17 protein-coding genes are annotated in these 19,628 nt (G+C 56.7%); 8 read left to right on the top strand and 9 right to left on the bottom strand.

The window, feature by feature from the left end; translation table 11 throughout:
- Positions 1-128: 128 nt before the first annotated feature.
- Positions 129-983: an AraC family transcriptional regulator gene (locus BCM02_RS00805; RefSeq protein ID WP_246183131.1), complete on the bottom strand. Its 855-nt coding sequence runs from the start codon at positions 981-983 to the stop codon at positions 129-131.
- Positions 984-1,335: 352 nt separating this feature from the next.
- Here BCM02_RS00805 and melA point away from each other — a divergent pair, with 352 nt between their 5' ends.
- On the top strand, positions 1,336-2,634 hold the full coding sequence (gene melA / locus BCM02_RS00810; RefSeq protein WP_148927160.1) for an alpha-glucosidase/alpha-galactosidase: 1,299 nt from the start codon (positions 1,336-1,338) through the stop codon (positions 2,632-2,634).
- A gap of 86 nt (positions 2,635-2,720) precedes the next feature.
- Here melA and BCM02_RS00815 read toward each other — a convergent pair whose 3' ends face one another.
- Positions 2,721-3,215 carry a hypothetical protein gene (locus tag BCM02_RS00815; RefSeq protein WP_148927161.1) on the bottom strand — a complete coding sequence of 165 codons (495 nt, stop codon included), beginning with the start codon at positions 3,213-3,215 and terminating at the stop codon, positions 2,721-2,723.
- Positions 3,216-3,354: 139 nt separating this feature from the next.
- Between BCM02_RS00815 and BCM02_RS00820 the strand changes: the two genes are divergently transcribed.
- Positions 3,355-4,668, top strand: a complete 1,314-nt coding sequence (locus BCM02_RS00820; protein ID WP_148927162.1) for a hypothetical protein — start codon at positions 3,355-3,357, stop codon at positions 4,666-4,668.
- A gap of 113 nt (positions 4,669-4,781) precedes the next feature.
- On the opposite strand, the gene BCM02_RS00825 is transcribed toward BCM02_RS00820, so the two are convergent.
- From BCM02_RS00825 to pdxR, 3 genes are all read right to left on the bottom strand, one after another.
- Positions 4,782-6,059, bottom strand: coding sequence for a methyl-accepting chemotaxis protein (locus BCM02_RS00825; RefSeq protein ID WP_148927163.1), 1,278 nt, complete (start codon positions 6,057-6,059; stop codon positions 4,782-4,784).
- Positions 6,060-6,171: 112 nt separating this feature from the next.
- Positions 6,172-7,347 (bottom strand): MFS transporter, encoded by a 1,176-nt coding sequence (locus tag BCM02_RS00830; RefSeq protein WP_222870989.1) that lies wholly within the window; start codon positions 7,345-7,347, stop codon positions 6,172-6,174.
- Positions 7,348-7,540: 193 nt separating this feature from the next.
- The gene (pdxR, locus tag BCM02_RS00835) at positions 7,541-8,965 is read right to left on the bottom strand and encodes a MocR-like pyridoxine biosynthesis transcription factor PdxR (RefSeq protein WP_148927165.1); all 1,425 of its coding nucleotides are present in this window, start codon (positions 8,963-8,965) and stop codon (positions 7,541-7,543) included.
- Between the two features lie 112 nt (positions 8,966-9,077).
- Here pdxR and BCM02_RS00840 point away from each other — a divergent pair, with 112 nt between their 5' ends.
- The 4 genes from BCM02_RS00840 to BCM02_RS00855 all read left to right on the top strand — a co-directional run bounded on the left by BCM02_RS00840 (position 9,078) and on the right by BCM02_RS00855 (position 12,569).
- Entirely contained in the window at positions 9,078-10,061 is a 984-nt protein-coding gene (locus BCM02_RS00840; RefSeq protein ID WP_148927166.1) for an aldo/keto reductase, read from the top strand.
- A gap of 56 nt (positions 10,062-10,117) precedes the next feature.
- Positions 10,118-10,483 (top strand): DUF4180 domain-containing protein, encoded by a 366-nt coding sequence (locus tag BCM02_RS00845; protein WP_148927167.1) that lies wholly within the window; start codon positions 10,118-10,120, stop codon positions 10,481-10,483.
- A 545-nt stretch (positions 10,484-11,028) separates the two neighbouring features.
- Complete coding sequence (locus tag BCM02_RS00850; RefSeq protein ID WP_187433938.1) at positions 11,029-11,673, top strand: chitinase N-terminal domain-containing protein; 645 nt, start codon at positions 11,029-11,031, stop codon at positions 11,671-11,673.
- Positions 11,674-11,828: 155 nt separating this feature from the next.
- Entirely contained in the window at positions 11,829-12,569 is a 741-nt protein-coding gene (locus tag BCM02_RS00855) for a copper resistance CopC family protein (RefSeq protein WP_187433939.1), read from the top strand.
- Between the two features lie 94 nt (positions 12,570-12,663).
- On the opposite strand, the gene BCM02_RS00860 is transcribed toward BCM02_RS00855, so the two are convergent.
- Positions 12,664-13,857, bottom strand: a complete 1,194-nt coding sequence (locus BCM02_RS00860) for an ROK family protein (protein ID WP_148927170.1) — start codon at positions 13,855-13,857, stop codon at positions 12,664-12,666.
- Between the two features lie 311 nt (positions 13,858-14,168).
- On the opposite strand from BCM02_RS00860, the gene BCM02_RS00865 reads away from it, so the two are divergent.
- Positions 14,169-14,801: a chromate transporter gene (locus tag BCM02_RS00865; RefSeq protein ID WP_148927171.1), complete on the top strand. Its 633-nt coding sequence runs from the start codon at positions 14,169-14,171 to the stop codon at positions 14,799-14,801.
- A 14-nt stretch (positions 14,802-14,815) separates the two neighbouring features.
- A complete protein-coding gene (locus BCM02_RS00870) occupies positions 14,816-15,355 on the top strand; it encodes a chromate transporter (protein WP_342791287.1) in 540 nt (179 codons plus the stop codon).
- 31 nt (positions 15,356-15,386) lie between these two features.
- On the opposite strand, the gene BCM02_RS00875 is transcribed toward BCM02_RS00870, so the two are convergent.
- The 3 genes from BCM02_RS00875 to BCM02_RS00885 are packed head-to-tail and all read right to left on the bottom strand — an operon-like array spanning position 15,387 to position 19,445.
- Positions 15,387-16,469 (bottom strand): GerAB/ArcD/ProY family transporter, encoded by a 1,083-nt coding sequence (locus BCM02_RS00875; protein ID WP_187433940.1) that lies wholly within the window; start codon positions 16,467-16,469, stop codon positions 15,387-15,389.
- A gap of 21 nt (positions 16,470-16,490) precedes the next feature.
- Positions 16,491-17,879, bottom strand: coding sequence for a Ger(x)C family spore germination protein (locus tag BCM02_RS00880; RefSeq protein ID WP_187433941.1), 1,389 nt, complete (start codon positions 17,877-17,879; stop codon positions 16,491-16,493).
- Between the two features lie 30 nt (positions 17,880-17,909).
- Positions 17,910-19,445 (bottom strand): spore germination protein, encoded by a 1,536-nt coding sequence (locus BCM02_RS00885; protein WP_342791288.1) that lies wholly within the window; start codon positions 19,443-19,445, stop codon positions 17,910-17,912.
- Between the last annotated feature and the right edge of the window lie 183 nt (positions 19,446-19,628).

Genomic DNA, 19,628 nt, shown 5'->3' on the forward strand with positions numbered 1-19,628 from the left:
GCGCGTGCCGCATCCGCGAATGAAGACCCTATGACTAACGGAAGTTGATGGATGCTTGCTCATGCCGCGAGTCTAACCGCGGCACGTTCAGGCAGCGATCATCCGCCGCGGCATAGGGTCTTTCTATTCTAAGTACCGTTAGGGTGTCGGGCGTCAAGCTGCTGCTTGCGATAGAAGCTGGGCGAATGTCCGACCGTTTTCTTGAACATTTTGGAGAACAGAAACGGATCCAGATAGCCGACGGAACGCGACACGTCGCTGATCGACAGCTCCGGCTGACGGAGCAGCTCGACCGCCTGCTTCATGCGCACGTGCAGCAGGTAGCCTTGCAGCGACATCCCGAGACGCGCTTGGAACAGACTGGAGAGGTACGTCCGGTTCAAGCCGATCCGGCTGGCGATGTCTTCGACCGTAATGCGCTGGCTGTAATGGTGGCCGATCCATTCGATCGCCTGACGAATATACGTCTCCTTGGATGCGGCGGGTCTGGCATCCGTCGCGTCCTCCGCGGCGTTCACCAGCTCGGCCAGAAACCGGTACAGGATGCTCTGATAGCTGAGATCGGCGCCGCGTTGGCCGGCAACCGAGACGCATTCGTCGTGAAACCGTTCGAAGTACGAGGCGGCCGCCGCTTGGAACACGGGCTTGGCATCGCTCAATCCGGTTCGGGCGATCAAGCCGTGCGCTTCCAATCCGTTGAAGCCGATCCACGAATAGGTCCAGGGATCATGAGGATCGGCCTCATAATGAATCAGCTTCCCCGGCACGATGAGAAATCCGCTGCCGGCTTCAAGGGTATACGTTTGTCCGTTGCCGTGGACTTGACCGCGGCCGCGATGGACGTAATGCACGATAAAGGCATCGCGAAGTCCCGGTCCCCACGCATGGCGGGGCGGACAATGTTCGAGCCCGTAGAAGAGCAGACGAAGCTTCACGGGATCCTGCCCGGCCGGACCGGGGACGTTCTCCATCACGATTTCCATTGCCGCACGCTCCATTCTTTCAGATAATTGCAGTTCAAAAGACGACAATTCAGCACCGAGAAGGTTGCGTGAAGGCGAAGAAGGAGGAGCGGAGTTTAGGCCAACCTAAATGAACACCGGACTTCAAGCCTGAACGCAAGATTCGATGTCGAGTTACTCCTTGAACTGCTACGTGATCAATTGGCGAATGTGTGCCGATGCCGTATTATAACAGGAAAACCCCCGGTATTTGTAGATGATAGCGCTGTACAACTGGCATTATGACAGGAAAATCAGGTTTAGCTCCATGTTCATCCCGGCGGCCCCCCGATATAGTGGACGTATAACGCGAAAAACCAGGAGGTTATCCGATATGTCCAAAATTACGTTTCTCGGGGCGGGCAGCACCGTGTTTGCCAAAAACGTGCTCGGCGACGTCATGCTAACGCCCGCGCTGCAAGGTTTCGAACTCGCGCTATTCGATATCGACCCGGAGCGGCTGCGGGAATCCGAGGTGCTGCTGAACAATATCCGCCAGACGTCGGGAAGCCGTTGTACCGTGAAAGCCTACTCGGACCGGAAGGAAGCGTTGAGGGGCGCATCTTATGTCATTAACGCGATTCAAGTGGGCGGCTACGACCCGTGCACGATTACCGACTTCGAGGTGCCGAAGAAGTACGGCTTGCGTCAGACGATCGCCGATACGGTGGGCATCGGAGGCATATTCCGCAACCTGCGCACGATCCCGGTCATGCTCGATTTTGCCCGTGACATCCAGGAGGTGTGCCCGGATGCCTGGTTCTTGAACTACACCAATCCGATGGCGGTTCTGACGAACGTGCTTGCCGGGGCGGGCGGAGTCAAATCGGTCGGCCTTTGCCACAGCGTGCAGGTGTGCGTCCCCGACCTGTTCCGGTCGCTCGGCATGGACTCCGAAGGGGTTCAGGCGCGAATCGCGGGCATTAACCATATGGCGTGGCTGCTGGAGGCGAAGAAGGACGGCGTCGACCTGTATCCGGAGATCAAGCGCCGGGCGGCGGAGAAGCAGAAGGAGAAACACCACGACATGGTTCGATTCGAACTCATGCTTCGTTTCGGCTACTATGTGACCGAGTCGTCCGAGCATAACGCCGAATACCACCCGTATTTCATCAAGCGTCAATATCCGGAGCTCATCGAGCGGTTCAACATTCCGCTGGACGAATATCCGCGCCGCTGCGTCGAGCAAATCAAGGGCTGGAAGAACATGCGCGAATCGTTGCTCGCCAACGAAAATCTGCAGCATAGCCGTTCGCATGAATACGCGTCCTACATCATGGAAGCGATGGAGACGAACGTCCCGTTCAAAATCGGCGGCAACGTGCTGAACACCGGGTTGATCACCAATTTGCCGAAAGAAGCGTGCGTCGAGGTGCCGTGCCTGGTCGATGCCTCCGGCGTCACGCCGACCTACGTCGGCGATCTACCGCCGCAGCTGGCCGCGCTGAACCGTACCAACATCAATACGCAGCTGCTTACGATCGAAGCGGCGCTGACAGGCAAGAAGGAGCATATTTACCATGCCGCGCTGCTCGATCCGCACACCTCGGCAGAACTGTCGATCGACGATATTATCGCGCTGTGCGACGATCTGATCGCGGCGCATGGAGACTGGCTGCCGGCTCACCGGTAAGGTAAGGAGCTGCCCATACATTCATCGGAAATACCAAAAAGGCGTGTTCCCTAGACAGGGGCACGCCTTACTTTGTTTGAACAACCTTACGCCCGACCGCCTGCCCGCGAGCCTCGACCGATCGTAATTTCCGCGCCTTCGCCTTCGTACCAGAGCTGGAACAAGTAGAGTAATACGGCGGTGAAGAGCAGAATTCCATATAGCTGCCAGCCGGTGATACGAACATCGATCAAATTCATCGCTCTCAGGACACCGGGCATGACGAAGGAGAAGAAGGCGTCTATCGCCAGATTGACGATCGCAAACATCCACCATTTGTGAAACGTAAAGGCCAGAATCCATATCGTCCCGATCAGGAAAGCGCCGTAGACGAGCGGAAAGTCGATCGCGCTCGACCATACGAACATCGGCCGTTCGATGGTCCACCATTGATAATGCCAGGCTAGCTGGCTCGTGACGGTATTCAGAAGCGATACGGCGAGCGCGGCGGGCAAATAACGCCGAAGGATACGGCCATCCATGAAAAACAGCGTCAGCCACGGCACGATCAGTCCCGACCACATGAAGACAAGCCCCAGCATGGCAAACCTCCGTCCATTCGTTGTTACCGGTTAGATTTGCCCCAATTGGCCATCCCTATGCGCCTTCGGATACGATATAATAGAGGGGACTATGTTCATGCGAAAGTGAAGCATCGGAACGAAACGAAGGAGTCGAATTATGTACAAATGGGTCGCAGCTTGCTTGGTCGTCGCGTCGCTTGCCGGCTGCGCGGAGCCGGATCATCCGGCCGCGCTGAATTCGAAGGCGCTAGACGTCGCCAAGACGACGCAAGAAACGGTGTCGATGCCTTCGAGGACGAAGGCAGGCCATATTCAAGATACGGCATTGCGGGAGGAGAACGGACAGGCGGTTATCGAAGAAATCGGAGGGCAGTCGTTCGAGACCGAATTTGAAGCTTGGGGCAAAGTCCGGTTCGTGGCGGCGAAGCGCATCGAGCCGAGCGGGTTCGCCACGCTTCAGCTGTCCGTCCAAGGCCGCAACGGGAATTTGCTTCAAGCGTTCCCGCAGACGGATCTCACGCAAGGACGCAGCTTGCGGACGGTAACCGCCGTATCGTTCCGGGACGTGGACGGCAACGGACAGCGGGACGTGATCGTGCTCGCGGAATACGAAGCTCGGCCAGAAGCGGGGGAGAAGCGCGCGGCTTACGTCACGATTCCGTCGATCTACCTGCAGCGGGGCAAACGATTCGTATCGGATACGCAGCTGGAAGACCGGCTGGTCGCCGCGGGTCATATTACGACGATCATGGACGTAATGGCCTTTCTGCGCAGCCGGCAGCCCAACCAAGCGGCGGGAGATGCGCGCATACCGGGCGGGGCCGCAATGCCGAATCAAGAGAAGCTTCGCAGCCTGTGCTTGACGGCCAGGAGCGGGAGTTATGACGAAAGCGGCATCATCGATCTGTATACGGAAGCGTACACGGGCTCGAACCAGGATGCCGATTGGACGTTCTCCGAGATGGACGAGGATATGATGTACGGGGAGCTTGGCGGGTGTTTCCGGGAGGCGACGGAAGCGGCGACCGCTGATGATGAAACGCTCCGAACGCATGCGGAAGGAGTCGCGGACGCGGTGGAGCGCATCTTGTTGGCCAAATCGTCAATCGATTATTACTATAATGGCGGCGGCTCGATGTGGATGCACATGGCGAACCGGACGCACGGCATATATGGATACCGGATTTATCGCTACATGAAGATGAAGCAGCAGGCAAGCGGACGAGAAACCGCCAAATACGACGCGTTAGCGCAGGAGTTGGAAGCGGACTTGAGGTATTGGGAAGGCCAGTCGGTCGATCCCGTATTCACGGATAGCGGCATCGGGTACGAGAACAAGCAGCCGGAGTATGACGATGAGGTGCAAGCCTTGAAGGTAGGGGTCCGATCGCTACGGACTTTGACGGCCGGCAAGGACAAGGCCAGCATTTACCTATTGAATTTTTTGGCCAAAGATTTAGTGGAGTATTGATGACAGGCCGTCGCATGCTTCGCAGAATATCATTGCAAAAAGAGCTGACCGCATTTAAAACGCGGTCAGCTCTTTTTGGGTTTGACGTCACACGGGGTTGCGATCGCAAGACGTTACTTCGCGACGTTGAATTGGGCCATGAGGCCGTTCAGTCGTTCGCTCAGCTTATGCAGCTCGTCGCCTTGGTCGGCGATTTCCGTCATTGCGCGGTTGATATTGCTGGCCAGCGCGGACAGATTCAGCGTGCTGGCGTTCGAGCTTCCGGCCGAAGCGGCCATGTCGTCCACCGAAGCGGAGACTTCCTCGCTTGCCGCCGCAAGCTGTTGACCCACGGCCGAAATATCGCCAAGCTTGCCGTTGATCCCTTCGACATCGGCGAGCACCTGCAGCATATTGCGTTCCATGGCCGCCATCTGGTCGAGGCTGGCGCGGATTTCTTGCTCGGACTGCTCCATGCCGGTGATCGCGTGCGTCGAGTTCTGTTCGATGCCGGCGATCAAGTTGCCGATTTGCTCGGCGGATTGATTCGTCTGGTTGGCTAAATTGCGGACTTCCCCGGCGACGATCGCGAATCCGCGGCCGTGTTCGCCCGCGCGCGCCGCCTCGATACTCGCGTTCAGCGCCAGCAAATTCGTCTGCTGGGCAATCGTGCCGATCGTTTGGACGAAGTGGCTGATTTGCCGGCTTCCCTCCAGGAACTGGGCGATGATAGCCGACAACGAGGAGAACGTGTCGTTGACGCGATCCATTTGCGCTTTCATGGCGCTCATCTCGCCGCGTGCCTGCGACGCGGTGCCGGCGGCATTGGCCGATACGGCCGCAGCCTCGGCGGCCCCCTCGGCGATCCGAACGACGCCGTGCGCCATCTCTTCTACGGCGCGCGAACATTCCGCCGCCGACTGCGATTGACGATCCGCCGCCGAAGCGGAACGCTGGATGTTCTCGTTCATCTCGCGATAATCCCGGGCCGTCTCTTCTAACTGGCCATGAAGGCCGCCGATGCTGCCGCGCATGCCGTCGGAGACGCTTTTCGCTTCGCCGACCAGATCGTTCAGTCCTTGGCGCATGCCGTTCATCGGCACGCCGAACCGGTTAAGAGGACCAAGATTGCGCAGGTTGATGTCCCGCGTCAGGTCGCCTTTCGCGATCGTAGAAATGAAGGTCTCGATTTCGCTGAACGGCTTGGCGTAAGCGGCAAAGTTCATGAAGCCGAACACCGCCGTACCGATCGGCACCCAGATTAGCATCCATATATGCTGGGAGAGCACCATGTCTCCGCCTGTGCACAACCAAGTCAATCCGAGCGCGACCACCGTAATGACAAGGCCTTGAATGATGTTGCGAATGAGATACAGCACCAGTTTCTTGGTGATTTCTTGCTTGGTATTCATTGAATCGCCTTCCCCTCTGCCTATATAGCTTTCAGACTTCCAATTGTATATCGGCAGATGAGAGGCAATTATGAATGATTGACGCATCCTAAATGATCGATTCCATGGCGTATTAGGTTGCCTTATTCCGATACGAGCACACGTTCCAGATTGCATAGGCGGCGCACAACGCACCGACAAAACCATATCCCCCAAATACGTCGAAATGGGCCGATGCGAGCCCGAAGCCAATCGCGCTGGCGGCCAGAACGGCGTTCAATCCGAGCGACTGGAAGGAATCAATCGTTGCCCGCATGGAGGAGTCGCCGATCCGGTGATGCAAATACCCGGTAGCGATCGGCTCGGCGATCCCGGCCGCCAGACTCGTAAGCAGCATGGCGGCAAGGCTGACAGGGTGATGTACGAACGCGGCGAAGAAAAATCCGACTGAAGCGAGCAGCGTCGCGGCAAGATGCAGCGGTCTCGCGCCATAACGGACAAGCAGCCGGTGGGCCAGCAAATTGCCCGGCAATCCAAGCAGCATGACGAGGGCGGAGAACAGCCCGAAATAGGCGACTGGAACCGCAAGTCGAGCCAAATAGATTTGCCAGAATTCATAGAGAAAGCTGACCGAGGAGCCGATCACCATGCCGGTAAAGACGACCGACCGGACGTCGGCATGCGTCTTGAAAAATCGGATGGACGTCCGCAAATAGTCAAGAAGCGGCTTCCGTTCCTTGCCTTCGTCGTCCTCTGTCTCGGCTCGAACTTCCGCAAGGGTGGCCGTTAGGACGATCACGATTAAGACGCTGGCGACGGACAGCCAATAATGAAGCTCGAGCTCGAATGTTCCGGCCAGCCAACCGCCGACGAGCGCGGCCAGAATAGCGGCGGTCAGATCCAGCGCGTTTATTCGGCCTAAGACTTTCTCGAAATTTTCGGCACGCCCGTCGGCGAGCATGCAATCATACAGGAACGCGTTCTCCGCGCCGCTGCTGGCCGAGCGGCTGATGCCCGCAAGAAGAATGGCCAAGGCGAAATGCCAGAAGGCGTGGGCGTAGACGAGTAGAAGCAGTTCCGCCGCATAAAGGCAGGCCGAGAGCAGCAGCATTTGCTTGCGTCCCCATCGGTCGGCCAGCATGCCGGTCGGAACCTCCAGCAGGACGACGGTCGCGGCGAAAATGATTTCCGTATACGTCACCATCTGGATCGTCATGCCGCGCGACTCCCAGAATAACCGCTCGATGACGTAAGCGGGGATAAGACTCCCGAAAAACCGGATCAGATACAGCTTGCGAACATTGTGCATATTGTTCACCGTTCATGCTCCTCTCTAAGCGGATGCGAATGCATCGCCAAGAGGCGGAGCGCGTGAACGGCGAGTTAACGGGGCGGCTGATTAGCAGGGCGGTCTTGGTCGGGACATGGAATTCGCTCCTTGATTCGATAATGTTAACGCGATATTGCTTCTAGTATATCCCAACTTGCCGCGTTCCGCGCGATTACACGGAACAATAGCCGTGCGCCGCGGCGTAGTCTTGGAGGCGGCGAACCCCTTCGTCAATCATCGGAATGCTCAGATTGCCATATCCCAGCACGATGCCGTCTTGGGCATGCATGTTCGAGATTGCGTACTCCCGGCATGTTTCCGCCTTGAAACCGAACGTTTCCGTCTTCTCCCACGGTAACGTCGACAGCAGTTCGTGACGGAACGCGACCCGAAGATGCATCCCGGCTTCGTCGCCGTCGATCGCGACCGACTGGCCGAAATATCGGTGAAGCGCATCGATCAGAGCTTGTCGGCGTTTCTTGTAAAGTTTCTTCATGGCAAGAATATGCCGTTCATAATGACCGTCAGCCATGAATCCGGCTAAGGCTTGCTGCGCGGCTGGCGGCGTAAATAGATTAAGCGCTTCTTTGGTAGCGCCGAAGGAATCGATAAGCGACGGAGGTACGAGTACGAAGCCGATCCGTAGGCCGGGCGATAGCGTTTTGCTGAACGTGCCGATGTAGAGCACACGATCCGGCGCCAGCGTGTGGAGAGGCGGGACGGGCATGCCCTTGAGACGGAATTCGCTGTCGTAATCGTCCTCCAGCAGATAAGCGTCCGCTTCCTCGGCCATCCGGATCGCTCTCTTCCTTCGTTGGATCGAGAGCAGGCTGCCGACAGGGAATTGATGGGAAGGCGTGACCAGCGCGAGATGGCCGGGACGAAAACCGTTCAGCAGATCGAAATTCATGCCGGCGCGGTCGACCGGAAGGGGAACGATCCGGTACTGCATATGTTTGAAAATATCGCGCGCGAACGGGATGGTCGGGTCTTCGACGTAGACGGCGCGATAACGCGGTTGCAGCGCGGCGGCAGCCAGCAGCATGCCTTCCGAAGCGCCGGAAACGATTATGATCCGCTCGGTTTCGCATCGGATGCCTTTCGCCCGGAATAGGTAGTCCTGGATTTCTCGCCGAAGCTGTTCGTTCCCGAATATAGAACCATACCCCGGCGAACGATCCGCAGGATGCACCGCGGCTTCCTTCATATATTTGGCCCATGTCTTGCCGGGGAAGGACGGGCCGTCCGGTATGCCGGTCGCAAAATCAATGATTTCGCTGCCGGCTTCGGGCAAGGGCGGAATCGGCCGCGCATGCATCTCGGGCGGGCGCGACCCGCGATCATCCGAAATACGGATGCCATCCGCGACGTAAGTTCCCGATCCGACCCGACCTTCGAGATAGCCTTCGGCGGTCAGCTGCTCGTAGACTTCGATGACGATATTGCGGGCGATGCCCCATTCCTTGGCGAGCTGCCTGGTCGGCAGCAGCCGCGTCCCGGGAGTCAATGCACCGGATTCGATCATGCCACGCAGTTGTCCGCATATTTGTTTCATCGCCGATTCGGAGATGCGTTGATCGATGCGTATGCCGTACAAGGGAATCGCCTCCCGAAATTGGTTCTTTGAAATTCGTATTAGTTGGCTCTTATTCGGAGCCATTCATCTCATTATACTGAAATGGAGTCAGATGACATAAGGAGGAATTGGAATGAAACGGAAATTGGGCAATAGCGAGGCAGCCATTAGTCCGTTGGGGTTAGGCTGCTGGGCGATCGGCGGACCGTTCACATTGGGCGGACTCGAGGACGGTTGGGGCGCGGTCGACGACAATGAGTCCATCGCGGCGATTCATGCCGCGCTTGAGGCAGGCGTCAACTTTTTCGATACGGCGGATGCTTACGGGGCGGGACATAGCGAGACGATTCTGGGTCAGGCGTTAAAGGGAAGACGAGGCGATGTTGTCATTGCCACGAAATTCGGCTACACGAACAATCCCGCCGCCCGTGAAGTCTATTTGCGTCATGACGTTACGCCCGAATACATTCGCAAGGCTTGCGAAAACTCGCTGCGGCGGCTTGGCACCGATTACATCGACCTGTATCAGATCCACGTCGGCATGCTTATCGAAGAGGAGACGGAATCGGCGATCGGCGCGTTGAACCGACTGCGGGAAGAAGGGCTGATCCGCAGCTACGGCTGGAGCACGTGGGATGTTGGCAGGGCGGCCGCGATTGCGGAGCAGCCGGGAGCCGTGGCCATTCAGCATGCGCTGAACGTGCTGCAGGACGCGCCGGATCTGATCGAGCTGTGCGAAGCCCGGGGACTGACGAGCATCAACAACTCCCCGCTCGCGATGGGGCTGCTCAGCGGCAAGTTCAATGGCGCCTCGCGGTTGGCGCCGACCGATGTTCGCGGAAGCGGCCACGAATGGGTCGCCTACTTTAAGGACGGTAAGCCGGTGCCGGCATATTTGGACATGCTGGAGTCGGTACGCGAAATATTGACGAGCGGCGGGCGGTCGCTCGTGCAAGGCGCGCTGGCCTGGATTTGGGGAAGAAGCGAATCCGCCGTGCCTATACCGGGCTTCAAGACGAGGAAGCAAGCGGAGGAGCTGGCGAGCGCAGTCGAACATGGACCATTATTGCGCGCGCAGATGGATGAAATTCGCTCGCTGCTCGCTTCCTTCCGCTAATCGCTTGCGGTTTGGCGTACCTAACCATATAATCCCATTATGTAGGAGGGATGAAGATGGAGATCATTGTCAAACAAGCAGGAAACGCGGAGGTAGCCGTCATCGAAGCCGACGCGCCGCTTATTACGGACGTCCAGTCCGTGCTCGATCTAATGGCCACGGTCCGGTACGAAACAGGCTGCGATCGACTCGTCGTGCGTAAAGAGCAGATCGCCGAGCCGTTCTTCGATCTGAAGACGCGGATCGCGGGCGAGATTTTGCAGAAGTTCATCAACTACCAATTCAAATTCGCGGTCGTGGGCGATTTCTCCGGCTATGAGAGCACGAGCCTGCGCGATTTTTTCCGCGAGAGCAACCACGGCAGGGACGCGTTCTTCGTGCCGAACGAAGAAGAGGCGCTTGCGAAATTGAGCAAAGCTTAACAAAGCATAGGCGTCGGGATGCATGCTATCCGCGCGCTAGAGTCGGCATGACTAGCGAGGACGATCCTTGCGTCGCGGCGTTCTCAGAATGTTCATTAACTATCGCCGTATAGAGACTTGAGAACGGGATATACAGGCTGTGCGCCTATTTTTGTCGCGGAATACGGAACGCACTGGTGAATTCCCTGCATTAAGAATGTCCCGGTAGGACGCATAGCAGCGAACGACGCGCGGCATTCCCGGAACCCGGCGAAATTCAGGATTGAAGCGCATTTGGCACGATCGGAGCGGCAGATGAACCTTGGCGGTTGACTGCGGCTCCTTCTTATGCGTGCGGAATGGCAAGCGATTCGTCGGTAATAGAGGTGGATTGAAATTAATTCGTTTGGCCTGGGAGAGATGAAGCGAGATGGCTATTTTTCATAAATTACTAATAATTGACAGAAATAGACGGTGTAGATAAAATGGCTAAGGACGTCCAATTAAAGCCGGTGTAAGCGGAGTACTCCTAAATGATGAATTGATGCGAGTATAGGAGTGAAATGATGAATCCGAATAAAAAGCTTGCTGCTCTAGCCTTGTCCGTTGTCCTGTCTCTGCCTGCCGTCTCGATCGCGAACGCGGAGCCGGCGCCATGCGAGAAGCCTGGCGATTTCACGCTCACGGCTGCCCCGGGCAACCAATCGATGTCGCTTGCATGGACAACGTCGGCCGGAGCCGACGCCTATGATGTCTACTATTCGCCGAGGGCGCCTTTCGCGGCGACGAATGTATTGGGCAACCAATTTACCGTCACGAATCTGCGCAACGGCTATATTGGCTACTCGTTCGGCATTATCGCGAAGAATGCGTGCGGCACGACATGGTCGAACACCATTAATCAGGTCGCGACTTCGGCTACGGGCGCGCCGGCCAAGCCGAGCATCAGCGTGAACGATAACAACCTGTATACCAAGGGCGAATTCACCGTCAATTGGAACATTTGGAGCGGGAACAAAGCCACGTCCGGCCGCATTCTCGAGAACGGGAGCGAGGTCGCGCTGAATTACTTCGAAGAGATCGGCACCTCGAGCGGGCAGTCGTTCTCTTGGTTCTTCAAGCGTCCGTCCGGTACGTACACGTACCAAGTGGAGCTCATCAACCCATTCGGCACGACGCTCAGCGACCCGGTCACGGTCGTCGTCCCGTAACGTTAATACGCATAGACAAGCCTCCGTCCATATTGGCGGAGGTTTTTTGGCGTGAACGGGCGATTCGTCATCGTATAGCCCTAAAGAGTCATGCCGATCTGAAGTCGTTGTGGTAGACTCGTGGCGAACATAGAGACGAAGGAGAAGATTCGATTTTGCGCAAATCATTGCTTACGCTAGTGCTCGTCGCGATCGTGCTGACGCTGCTGCCGACCGGCGCGCTGGCCCATACCGGCGTGAAGACATCCAACCCGGCCAAAGGCGACGTCGTCAAGACGCCGCTGTCGGAGCTTGAAGTAACGTTTAATACGGTCATCGAGCCGTTATCGGCATTAACCGTGACGAACGAGGCGGGAGAAGAGGTACCCGTCACCGTGGAGACCGGCAAAGACAGCATGAAAGGCGTGTTCGAGCAGCCGCTTGCCAGCGGCACGTATACCGTCAAATGGCGGATCATCGGCGAGGACGGGCATAACGTCGACGGCGAATATGCCTTTAAAGTCGAACGTCAAGCGGAAGAAACGCCGTCGGCATCGACCGACGCTGCCGCCGACGAACGGTTGCCGGATGCAGGGGCATCCGATAGCGGCACCGAGCCGACGACGAGCGCGGGCGGCGATGCGGGCGCCGCGACATCTGATCAGGAAGCGGAGGCATCCGGACTACCAGACGCCTCCGAGGGAGCGAACTCCTCGCCCCCGGCGTCGGAAGAGCAGACCCCAGCGTCGACGGATAACGGCAATGCCGAATCGGCGGCTGCCCAGCAAGCCGACTCCGATGCGGACGAGATGTCCGGCGGATCGATGAACGGTTCCACGATCATGTGGGTCGTATTCGGCGTGCTGCTGCTCGGGGGATTTATATTCGGCGTCGTGCGAATCGCTTCCAAATCGTAACTTGAAGCGAATGAAGGTCATCAACAAAGAAGAAGCCGTCCTTGCCAAGCGCAAGGGCGGCTTCTTCCAGTTGTTGCGATCGCGGAACGCCGCTTTACACGGACATCGATTTCCATACCATATGGGCGGCGCCGGTCACGACGGCGTCTTCGCGCAGCACGCCCTTGGAGAAGACGGGCTCGTACTCGGGATAATAATACGTATGCGACAGCGCGATCTCGATGGCGGTCTGATAGAACCGTTCATGCGCCGTGACGAGCGGTCCGCCTAGGATGATCAGTTCGGGGTGGAACACGTTGATCAAATTGGCGAGCCCGATACCGAAATGCCTCGCCGTCCGGAGGAACAGCTCCAGCACTTGCCCGTTGTTCTGGGACAGCTCGCTAAGCAATCGATCGTAGGCGATCGAATCGGGCGATGTCTGCCGGAGCGGCAGCAGCTCGTCTCGGCGGATCTTGGCTTCCGACTGAGCCAACTTCTCCAGCGCCCGCACGGAAACATACGATTCGAGCGCGCCGTAATTGCCGTGCGATCCGAGCCGCTCGCCGCCCGCTTGGATGATCATTTGCCCGATCGAGCCTTCCATGTCCACCTTCCCGTGCACGATTTGGCCGTGGGACATCATGGCGGATCGCAGACTTACGCCCGCATGGACGTAAAGCGCGTGTTGAAGATCCGGCCGATCATCCCGCATCGCCCAATGCTCGCCCATAAGCGCCGTATTCGCCCCGTTATCAAGCATGGCCGGGATACCGGTCTCGCGCTCGATCAGCTCGCAGATCGGCACTTCCGTCCATCCCGGCGCGCTGAAGTGAAGCGGCTTCAAGATGCGGCCTTTCTCCCGGTCGAGCGGTCCGACCGCGCCGATCCCGATGCCGATGACGCGATCGCGGCTCAGATGATGGTCGTGCAGCATGGCATCCAATTGCCGGGCCGCATGCGCCACGAACGTCTCGGGCGTCATGTCCTCGTCCATTCGCCATCGAACGAGCGTCTTCGCGTTGAAATGCAGGTCGAACAGCCCGAGCGCCGAATAGAACCGCGATATTTCCAAGCCGACGATATAGCCGCGCGAGGCGGCCGCTTGATATAAGATCGGCTTCCGCCCGCCGCTAGAAGGGCCGAATCCAACCTCTTCAATATAGCCGTCGCCGCTTAACTCCTCCAACAGACGGTTCATTGTACTGGTCGATAGCTCGAATTGTCCAAGCAGATCCGTCTTGGAGACGATGCCCCGCTTGGCGATGGTATGGTACACCATCTTTTTGCGATTAACTTGGTTCTCCATGGTCGCTCCCTGCTTACCCGTTAAAGTTGATGCGAATACTAGATTCTCTCATCATATCCGAAACGGCTGCAAAGAGCCAGACGATGCGCCAAACAAGGGTAGCGCAATGTGCGAATTTGATGATAAGAATTCAGTCACCAAAAACCAAATTGAATTTAAGTCGATGAGAATAACGGGGATAAGAGAAGAGTATTCCAATAATAAGATCAACTTATAGCCGTTTCCGCTAATCTTTATTCCAAAATGAAATAAATAAAGTATAATGGAAGTTAGAAAGTTGACAGTAGTTCATAAAGGAGCCCGAAGCCAAAATGAGTCATGATACGAAAAAAGCACGGCTGTTTGATTTGTTCTGGACGTTCTGCCGCATAGGTCCGTCGGCTTTCGGCGGCGGTTATGCGATGATTCCAATCATAGAGCGAGAGGCGGTCGCGAAGCGCCAATGGATCCCGGAGTCCGAGCTTGGCGAGCTGCTGACGGTCGCCGGCACGGCGCCTGGGGGCGTCGGCGTTAATGCGGCCGCCTTCATCGGCTACCGGACCGCCGGCGTGCCGGGGGCGATCGCCGCGGTCGCGGGCATTACGCTGCCGACTTTTCTAATCGTATTCCTGCTCGGCATCGGCTACTCCACATTCGAGCAGAACGCGAAAGTCGCGGCGGCGCTGCAAGGCATCCACGGGGCGGTCATCGCGCTCATCGCGGCTGCCGCGTACAAGATGGCCAAGACGGCGCTGTTCGACAAAGCGACCGCGGGCGTGGCGGCGATCGCGCTATTGCTGCTGCTTTGGACGCCGGTTCATCCCGCGGCGCTGATGGCGATGGGCGTGGCGGCCGGCCTTGGTATCGTCCGCGCTAAGGAAAGGTTGGGCATGCGCGTGCAAACCGAAAGAGCGGAATCGGGCGGAGGCGGCGGGGAGACTTATTATCCCGAATATTACATTTAGCCGGAGGTGGCGTTATGGGGATTTGGTGGGCATTATTTCTCTTATTTCTTAAAGCGGGCTTACTCTCCTTCGGCGGCGGCTATTCCGTCATGCCGATGATCGAGCGGGAAGTCACCGACCGGGGATGGATGGCATCGGGCGAATATTTGGAGCTCGCCGCCGTGGCCGGATTGTCGCCGGGTCCGATGGCCACGAATACCGCGACGATGGTCGGCTACCATACGGCCGGGATCGTCGGCGCCATCGCCGCGACGGCCGGCATCGTGCTGCCATCGCTATGCATCATCGTGCTGGCGGCCGCATTCTGCATGAAGCTGTCCCGTCATAAATGGGTCCGCTCCTCGTTCTACGGCTTGCGGCCGATCGTAACGGGACTCATTCTGTATGCCGCGCTATACGTCGGTTTCCTCGCTTTGCCCAAGCCGATCCTGCACTGGTCAACGTTCGCCACGCTGCTGATCGCCGCCGGATCGTTCCTCGTCATGCTGCGCTTCAAGTGGCATCCCTTCAAGGTCATTCTCGCGGCGGCCGCGGCGGGAATCATTCTCTTCTAGTGTATAGGTCCTTATGCGCGCAGCGTGCCGTTCATATTCCGCGACGTTGTCGAATCATGGCGACCGCTAGCAGGAGCAACGGAATGCCTACGCCTACGGATGTATAATAAAAAGCATGGTTGGCTGCTTGGAACAATAACTCCGCAAAGCTTCTCGTCCACAGGCTGAAAATTATAATGAGCCCTCCGATCGGGAATACGATCGGTTTATAATCCGACAGCTTCAACCATTGCGCCGTGCCGATCGCCATCGCGTAGTACGTCAAGACGATTCGGAGGAACAAGCTGAAGATCCAGAAAGCCATGACGAGCGATTCCAGATGTTCGAAAAAATCGGCGAGACTGATGTAACGGCCCAACACCATGAAAGGAAACATGAAGAAAGGGGTCATGTTGCCCACGATAAACAATGTCGCAAGATTACTGATGCTCATGGTGACCGCCAGCATGCCGACTGCTCCTAACATCGTCCTTCGGAGCTTCTTGTCGTTCTTCAATGAAGGCATATAAAAGGAGGCGTAAATAAACATGGTAAACCAAAGATGATACACGAGCCCGCCTTTGATGATCGGGATGAGGCCGTTCCCGAACACGGGCAGGATATTCGAATACTTGAAATCGGGGAACAACGGCACGCTGATCAAGAAGAAGAATAAGAGGATGACCGCGGCGAGCAGCTGCGCGTGCCTGGCCAAGGTCTCCACTCCGCTTCTTACGGCAACCCCGCACACGAATACCATAGCGGCCGCTACGGCGAAAATGGGCGTGCGGGGAAGGAAGTTGAGCGCGATGAATTCGACGAATTGCCGGAGAACGATCCCGGTAGCTTGAAGCGTAAAGAACATGAGGAACAAGCCCAGCAGCTTGCCGAGCGGACGGCCCAGTATCGTCACGCTGTATTCGATTATCGATTGGCCGGGGAACCGCCGGTGAAGCGCGCATATCAGAACGACGACGATGCCACCCGTCACGGCCCCTAGGTAAGGGGCTAACCACATATCTTGTTTCGACATCTGGGCAGCCAGCGATTGGGCGGTCAGCACGGCCGTCGTCAGCAGGCTGATATAAAAGAATAGCGACATCTGCATGACCGTTATTTTACCATTGTCGAGCATACGACCCTCCAAACTCGCCATTTACTTGCGAAGCCATTTGGCCAATGGTTTAAATAAGCTGCTTGTAGTTTCATACGGATCGGGCAGCTGCGGGAAGAGAATCACCAAGGCGGCTAGAACCCAGGCGAGAAGAATCAGGCCCATTAAGGCAACCCGCTCCCGGCCTGATGCGCGTTTCCATTCCAGAAGGGCGTTCAGCGCGCCAAGGCCTGATAGCCCTAAGATGTATAACAAATTCATCATCCTTCGATTCTCACTCTTCCGCTGCAGAACTTGATGGATTCCGGGTGATGACGCCCGTGCGAATGATTTCGCATTCCTGGTCAACCGTAATTTCGACGGTGGGAAAGATCGTATCCCAATTCTTCTCCGCCTTGCGCCACTCCCGCGGATACTTCCGGCTGAACGCATCCGCGATACCGAGGAAATCGGCATTTTGCCGGACGGCTCGCCGGATGACGGAATGAAGGCGCTGCTCACCTCCGCCTCGACGGCTTGGACGAGCTTGCTCATATTTTTCGGCTCCATGAGATTCAAGGGATTGGGATTCTCCGCGACGAGCCCTTCGGACTGAATCGATAGTTTGGCGGACCATTTACTTTTGCTGATCGAAGGCGTGATCGACGCTTTGTTCTTATTAAGAAAGACGGAAATCGGCTCTTCTGCTCCTTCCGGCGTAACGGTTACGGTCGCGTTGCGCATCTCGTTTTTAAACCATAAAATGCTCCGGGTATCGGTGCCTGTAATGCGACCGGTCATACGCCCTTTTTTGATGATCGCCGAACCGTGAATGTACCCGGTCTTGTTCCCTTTGAACATGTTCATTTTGACGAGTGGAAGCGCAGCCGTACGCGTCGGTCCAATCAGCAATTGTTGAAGCTGCAGCATATTGACGTTCAGCCCTGTATATGATTTGGTCATCTCGCGCAGCGCTTCCGAACTTTCGCGTTCAATCTCCGGCTGCCATTCGAGCAGCGCTTTCGCTTTTCCCTCCGCTACAAACACGTTGGCCCTCTCCCTTGGACTCGGATGACGGATGAAATAATCCAAGGTCGCATTAATGTCCTTGCGGGCGAACGATTCGCCGATGACGAAAACTTCGTCGTGACCCCAGAAGACGCGGCGCGGCAGCAATTCTTGCATTTTAGAGGTTGCGTCCGCCATATTCTTGCCTTTCACGGTCCGGACGATTGTTTGCGATGCGACGCTGCCGGAGCCTTCCGTTCCCGCTTTTGATTGTTTGGTCACGAAAACTTGCATGGACAACTCCAACTGACCGTCATCGGCAAGGTCGACGCCGGCCCCGGTCACGATCGATAGATCATTGATTTCGACGCGGTCCCAACAACCCGTCGTCAAGAGGAGAAACATGACGGTTCCGATACCTTTGCGCAGCGTTGCAACCATCATGGGCGGACCATCCTTCAGCATGATGTTGGACTACTTGTCAACTTGTGGTGCAGGGGCATCCCCGGTTCCGCTTGCCTCGCCGCTCGCATCTCTTGCCTGATACGGAGCACGTCCGAGCACGTCCTGCAGTCCGGCTCGCTTGAACGGAGCGATCGGCTCGAAGTAGGGTTCACCGAGCGAACGCAAGGACAAGAGGTGATTATTGATAAGCAGGACGGCAAGGATGACGCCTAAGAGACCAAAGCAGGCCGCGAAAAACATGATGGGAAAACGCAACAGCCGAACCGAAATTCCGAAAGCGTGATTCGGAATCATAAACGAGGCGATGCCCGTCATTGCGACGACCATGACCATTGGCGCCGAGACGATGCCGGATTGAATGGCCGCCTGTCCAATAACTAACGCGCCGACGATGCTGACGGCGGCGCCGACCTGCTTCGGCAATCGCGTCCCGGCTTCGCGAAGGCCCTCGAATGTAATTTCCATCAACAAAGCCTCCACGAAAGCGGGGAAAGGGATTTGATCCCGCGATTGCGCCACGGAAAGCATGAGGGTACTCGGAATCATCTCCTGGTGGAAAGAGAGAATCGAGACATACAGCGATGGGCCGAGCAAAGCGATAAAAGCGAAGAAGTAACGCAGCCATCGCAGCGCCGTGCCGTACATAAAACGCTGATAGTAATCCTCCGAAGACTGAAAGAAAGAAAAGACCGAGACCGGTGCAATGAGGACGAATGGCGAACCTTCCGCTATAATACCCACTCGGCCTTCAAGCAGATTGGCAGTCACCAGATCCGGCCGTTCAGAAGCCAACAACTGCGGGAAAGGCGAGTATTTGTTGGTTTCCAGATACTCCTCGAGTATGGCGGTATCCAGTAAGCCCTCGACATTAATTTGCGAAAGACGTTTCTCCACCTCATCCAACAGGGATGGACTTGCGATGCCTTCGATATAAGCGAGCACCACATTCGTCTGCGAAAAACGGCCAATCTTCATCGATTTGAACTTCAGCCGGGGGCTCTTCAAACGTTTTCGCAAGAGAGAAGTATTAACGCGCAACGACTCAACGAAGCCTTCCCGGGGGCCGCGAACGACAGGTTCCGCCGAAGGCTCCGAGATGGAACGTTTCTCGACGGACGGCAGACAGAGGGCAATGCCTTGCTCATGGCCGTCCACGAGCAGAATAGCGCTTCCTTCACCGGCCTGCAGGGCGATTTCCGCCAATGTGTGGACGATGGTTGTGGAGGAGAGGGCAAGCTTCTGCCTCATATCCTCCGGATTAAGGAAGTCCAACATCCCTTCCACCAGTGGCTTCAGCACCTGGCGATCCAGTTCTTCCGTGTTCGTCAATCCGTCGATGTAGAGCAGCACCGCGCTTTGATTGTCGTATCGGCATTCATGAAATACAACGTCGGTGCAATCTGCATACATCTCATGCAGCAGCTGGAGATTGGAATACAGCCGCTTGGATAAAGCCAGATGCTGCAGAGCGGGATCTATCGGAATGACAGGCGGGTTCGGTTGTTGGGACAGGCTGATAAGCCGCTTTATCCGAGAATGGGTCATTTGGTTTGTCCACTGGCTCCTCTTTTAACTGATTGGTATTTTCTTCAAAAGAGGTTGCGGCTATACATCGGACTTTAATGAAGCCGCGCTTGCGTCCCCGATTCCCGCATTGGTCACCGCTTGCCCGAATGGGTATAATAAACGTACATGACCATGTTATTATGCGGCCATATCCTAGCCGCT

Origin of the sequence: Paenibacillus methanolicus, from assembly GCF_008124765.1 — a bacterium.
GTDB lineage: Bacteria > Bacillota > Bacilli > Paenibacillales > Paenibacillaceae > Paenibacillus_Z > Paenibacillus_Z methanolicus.

What these genes read in the sequence shown, in the direction of transcription:
- melA (WP_148927160.1), top strand. Translation starts at nt 1,336, where the DNA reads ATGTCCAAAATTACGTTTCTCGGGGCGGGCAGCACCGTGTTTGCCAAA.
- BCM02_RS00880 (WP_187433941.1), bottom strand. Translation starts at nt 17,879, where the DNA reads ATGATGGTTGCAACGCTGCGCAAAGGTATCGGAACCGTCATGTTTCTC.
- BCM02_RS00885 (WP_342791288.1), bottom strand. Translation starts at nt 19,445, where the DNA reads ATGACCCATTCTCGGATAAAGCGGCTTATCAGCCTGTCCCAACAACCG.
- BCM02_RS00805 (WP_246183131.1), bottom strand. Translation starts at nt 983, where the DNA reads ATGGAAATCGTGATGGAGAACGTCCCCGGTCCGGCCGGGCAGGATCCC.
- BCM02_RS00840 (WP_148927166.1), top strand. Translation starts at nt 9,078, where the DNA reads ATGAAACGGAAATTGGGCAATAGCGAGGCAGCCATTAGTCCGTTGGGG.
- BCM02_RS00865 (WP_148927171.1), top strand. Translation starts at nt 14,169, where the DNA reads ATGAGTCATGATACGAAAAAAGCACGGCTGTTTGATTTGTTCTGGACG.
- BCM02_RS00830 (WP_222870989.1), bottom strand. Translation starts at nt 7,347, where the DNA reads ATGCACAATGTTCGCAAGCTGTATCTGATCCGGTTTTTCGGGAGTCTT.
- BCM02_RS00870 (WP_342791287.1), top strand. Translation starts at nt 14,816, where the DNA reads ATGGGGATTTGGTGGGCATTATTTCTCTTATTTCTTAAAGCGGGCTTA.
- BCM02_RS00825 (WP_148927163.1), bottom strand. Translation starts at nt 6,059, where the DNA reads ATGAATACCAAGCAAGAAATCACCAAGAAACTGGTGCTGTATCTCATT.
- BCM02_RS00820 (WP_148927162.1), top strand. Translation starts at nt 3,355, where the DNA reads ATGTACAAATGGGTCGCAGCTTGCTTGGTCGTCGCGTCGCTTGCCGGC.
- BCM02_RS00815 (WP_148927161.1), bottom strand. Translation starts at nt 3,215, where the DNA reads ATGCTGGGGCTTGTCTTCATGTGGTCGGGACTGATCGTGCCGTGGCTG.
- BCM02_RS00875 (WP_187433940.1), bottom strand. Translation starts at nt 16,469, where the DNA reads ATGCTCGACAATGGTAAAATAACGGTCATGCAGATGTCGCTATTCTTT.
- BCM02_RS00845 (WP_148927167.1), top strand. Translation starts at nt 10,118, where the DNA reads ATGGAGATCATTGTCAAACAAGCAGGAAACGCGGAGGTAGCCGTCATC.
- BCM02_RS00860 (WP_148927170.1), bottom strand. Translation starts at nt 13,857, where the DNA reads ATGGAGAACCAAGTTAATCGCAAAAAGATGGTGTACCATACCATCGCC.
- BCM02_RS00850 (WP_187433938.1), top strand. Translation starts at nt 11,029, where the DNA reads ATGAATCCGAATAAAAAGCTTGCTGCTCTAGCCTTGTCCGTTGTCCTG.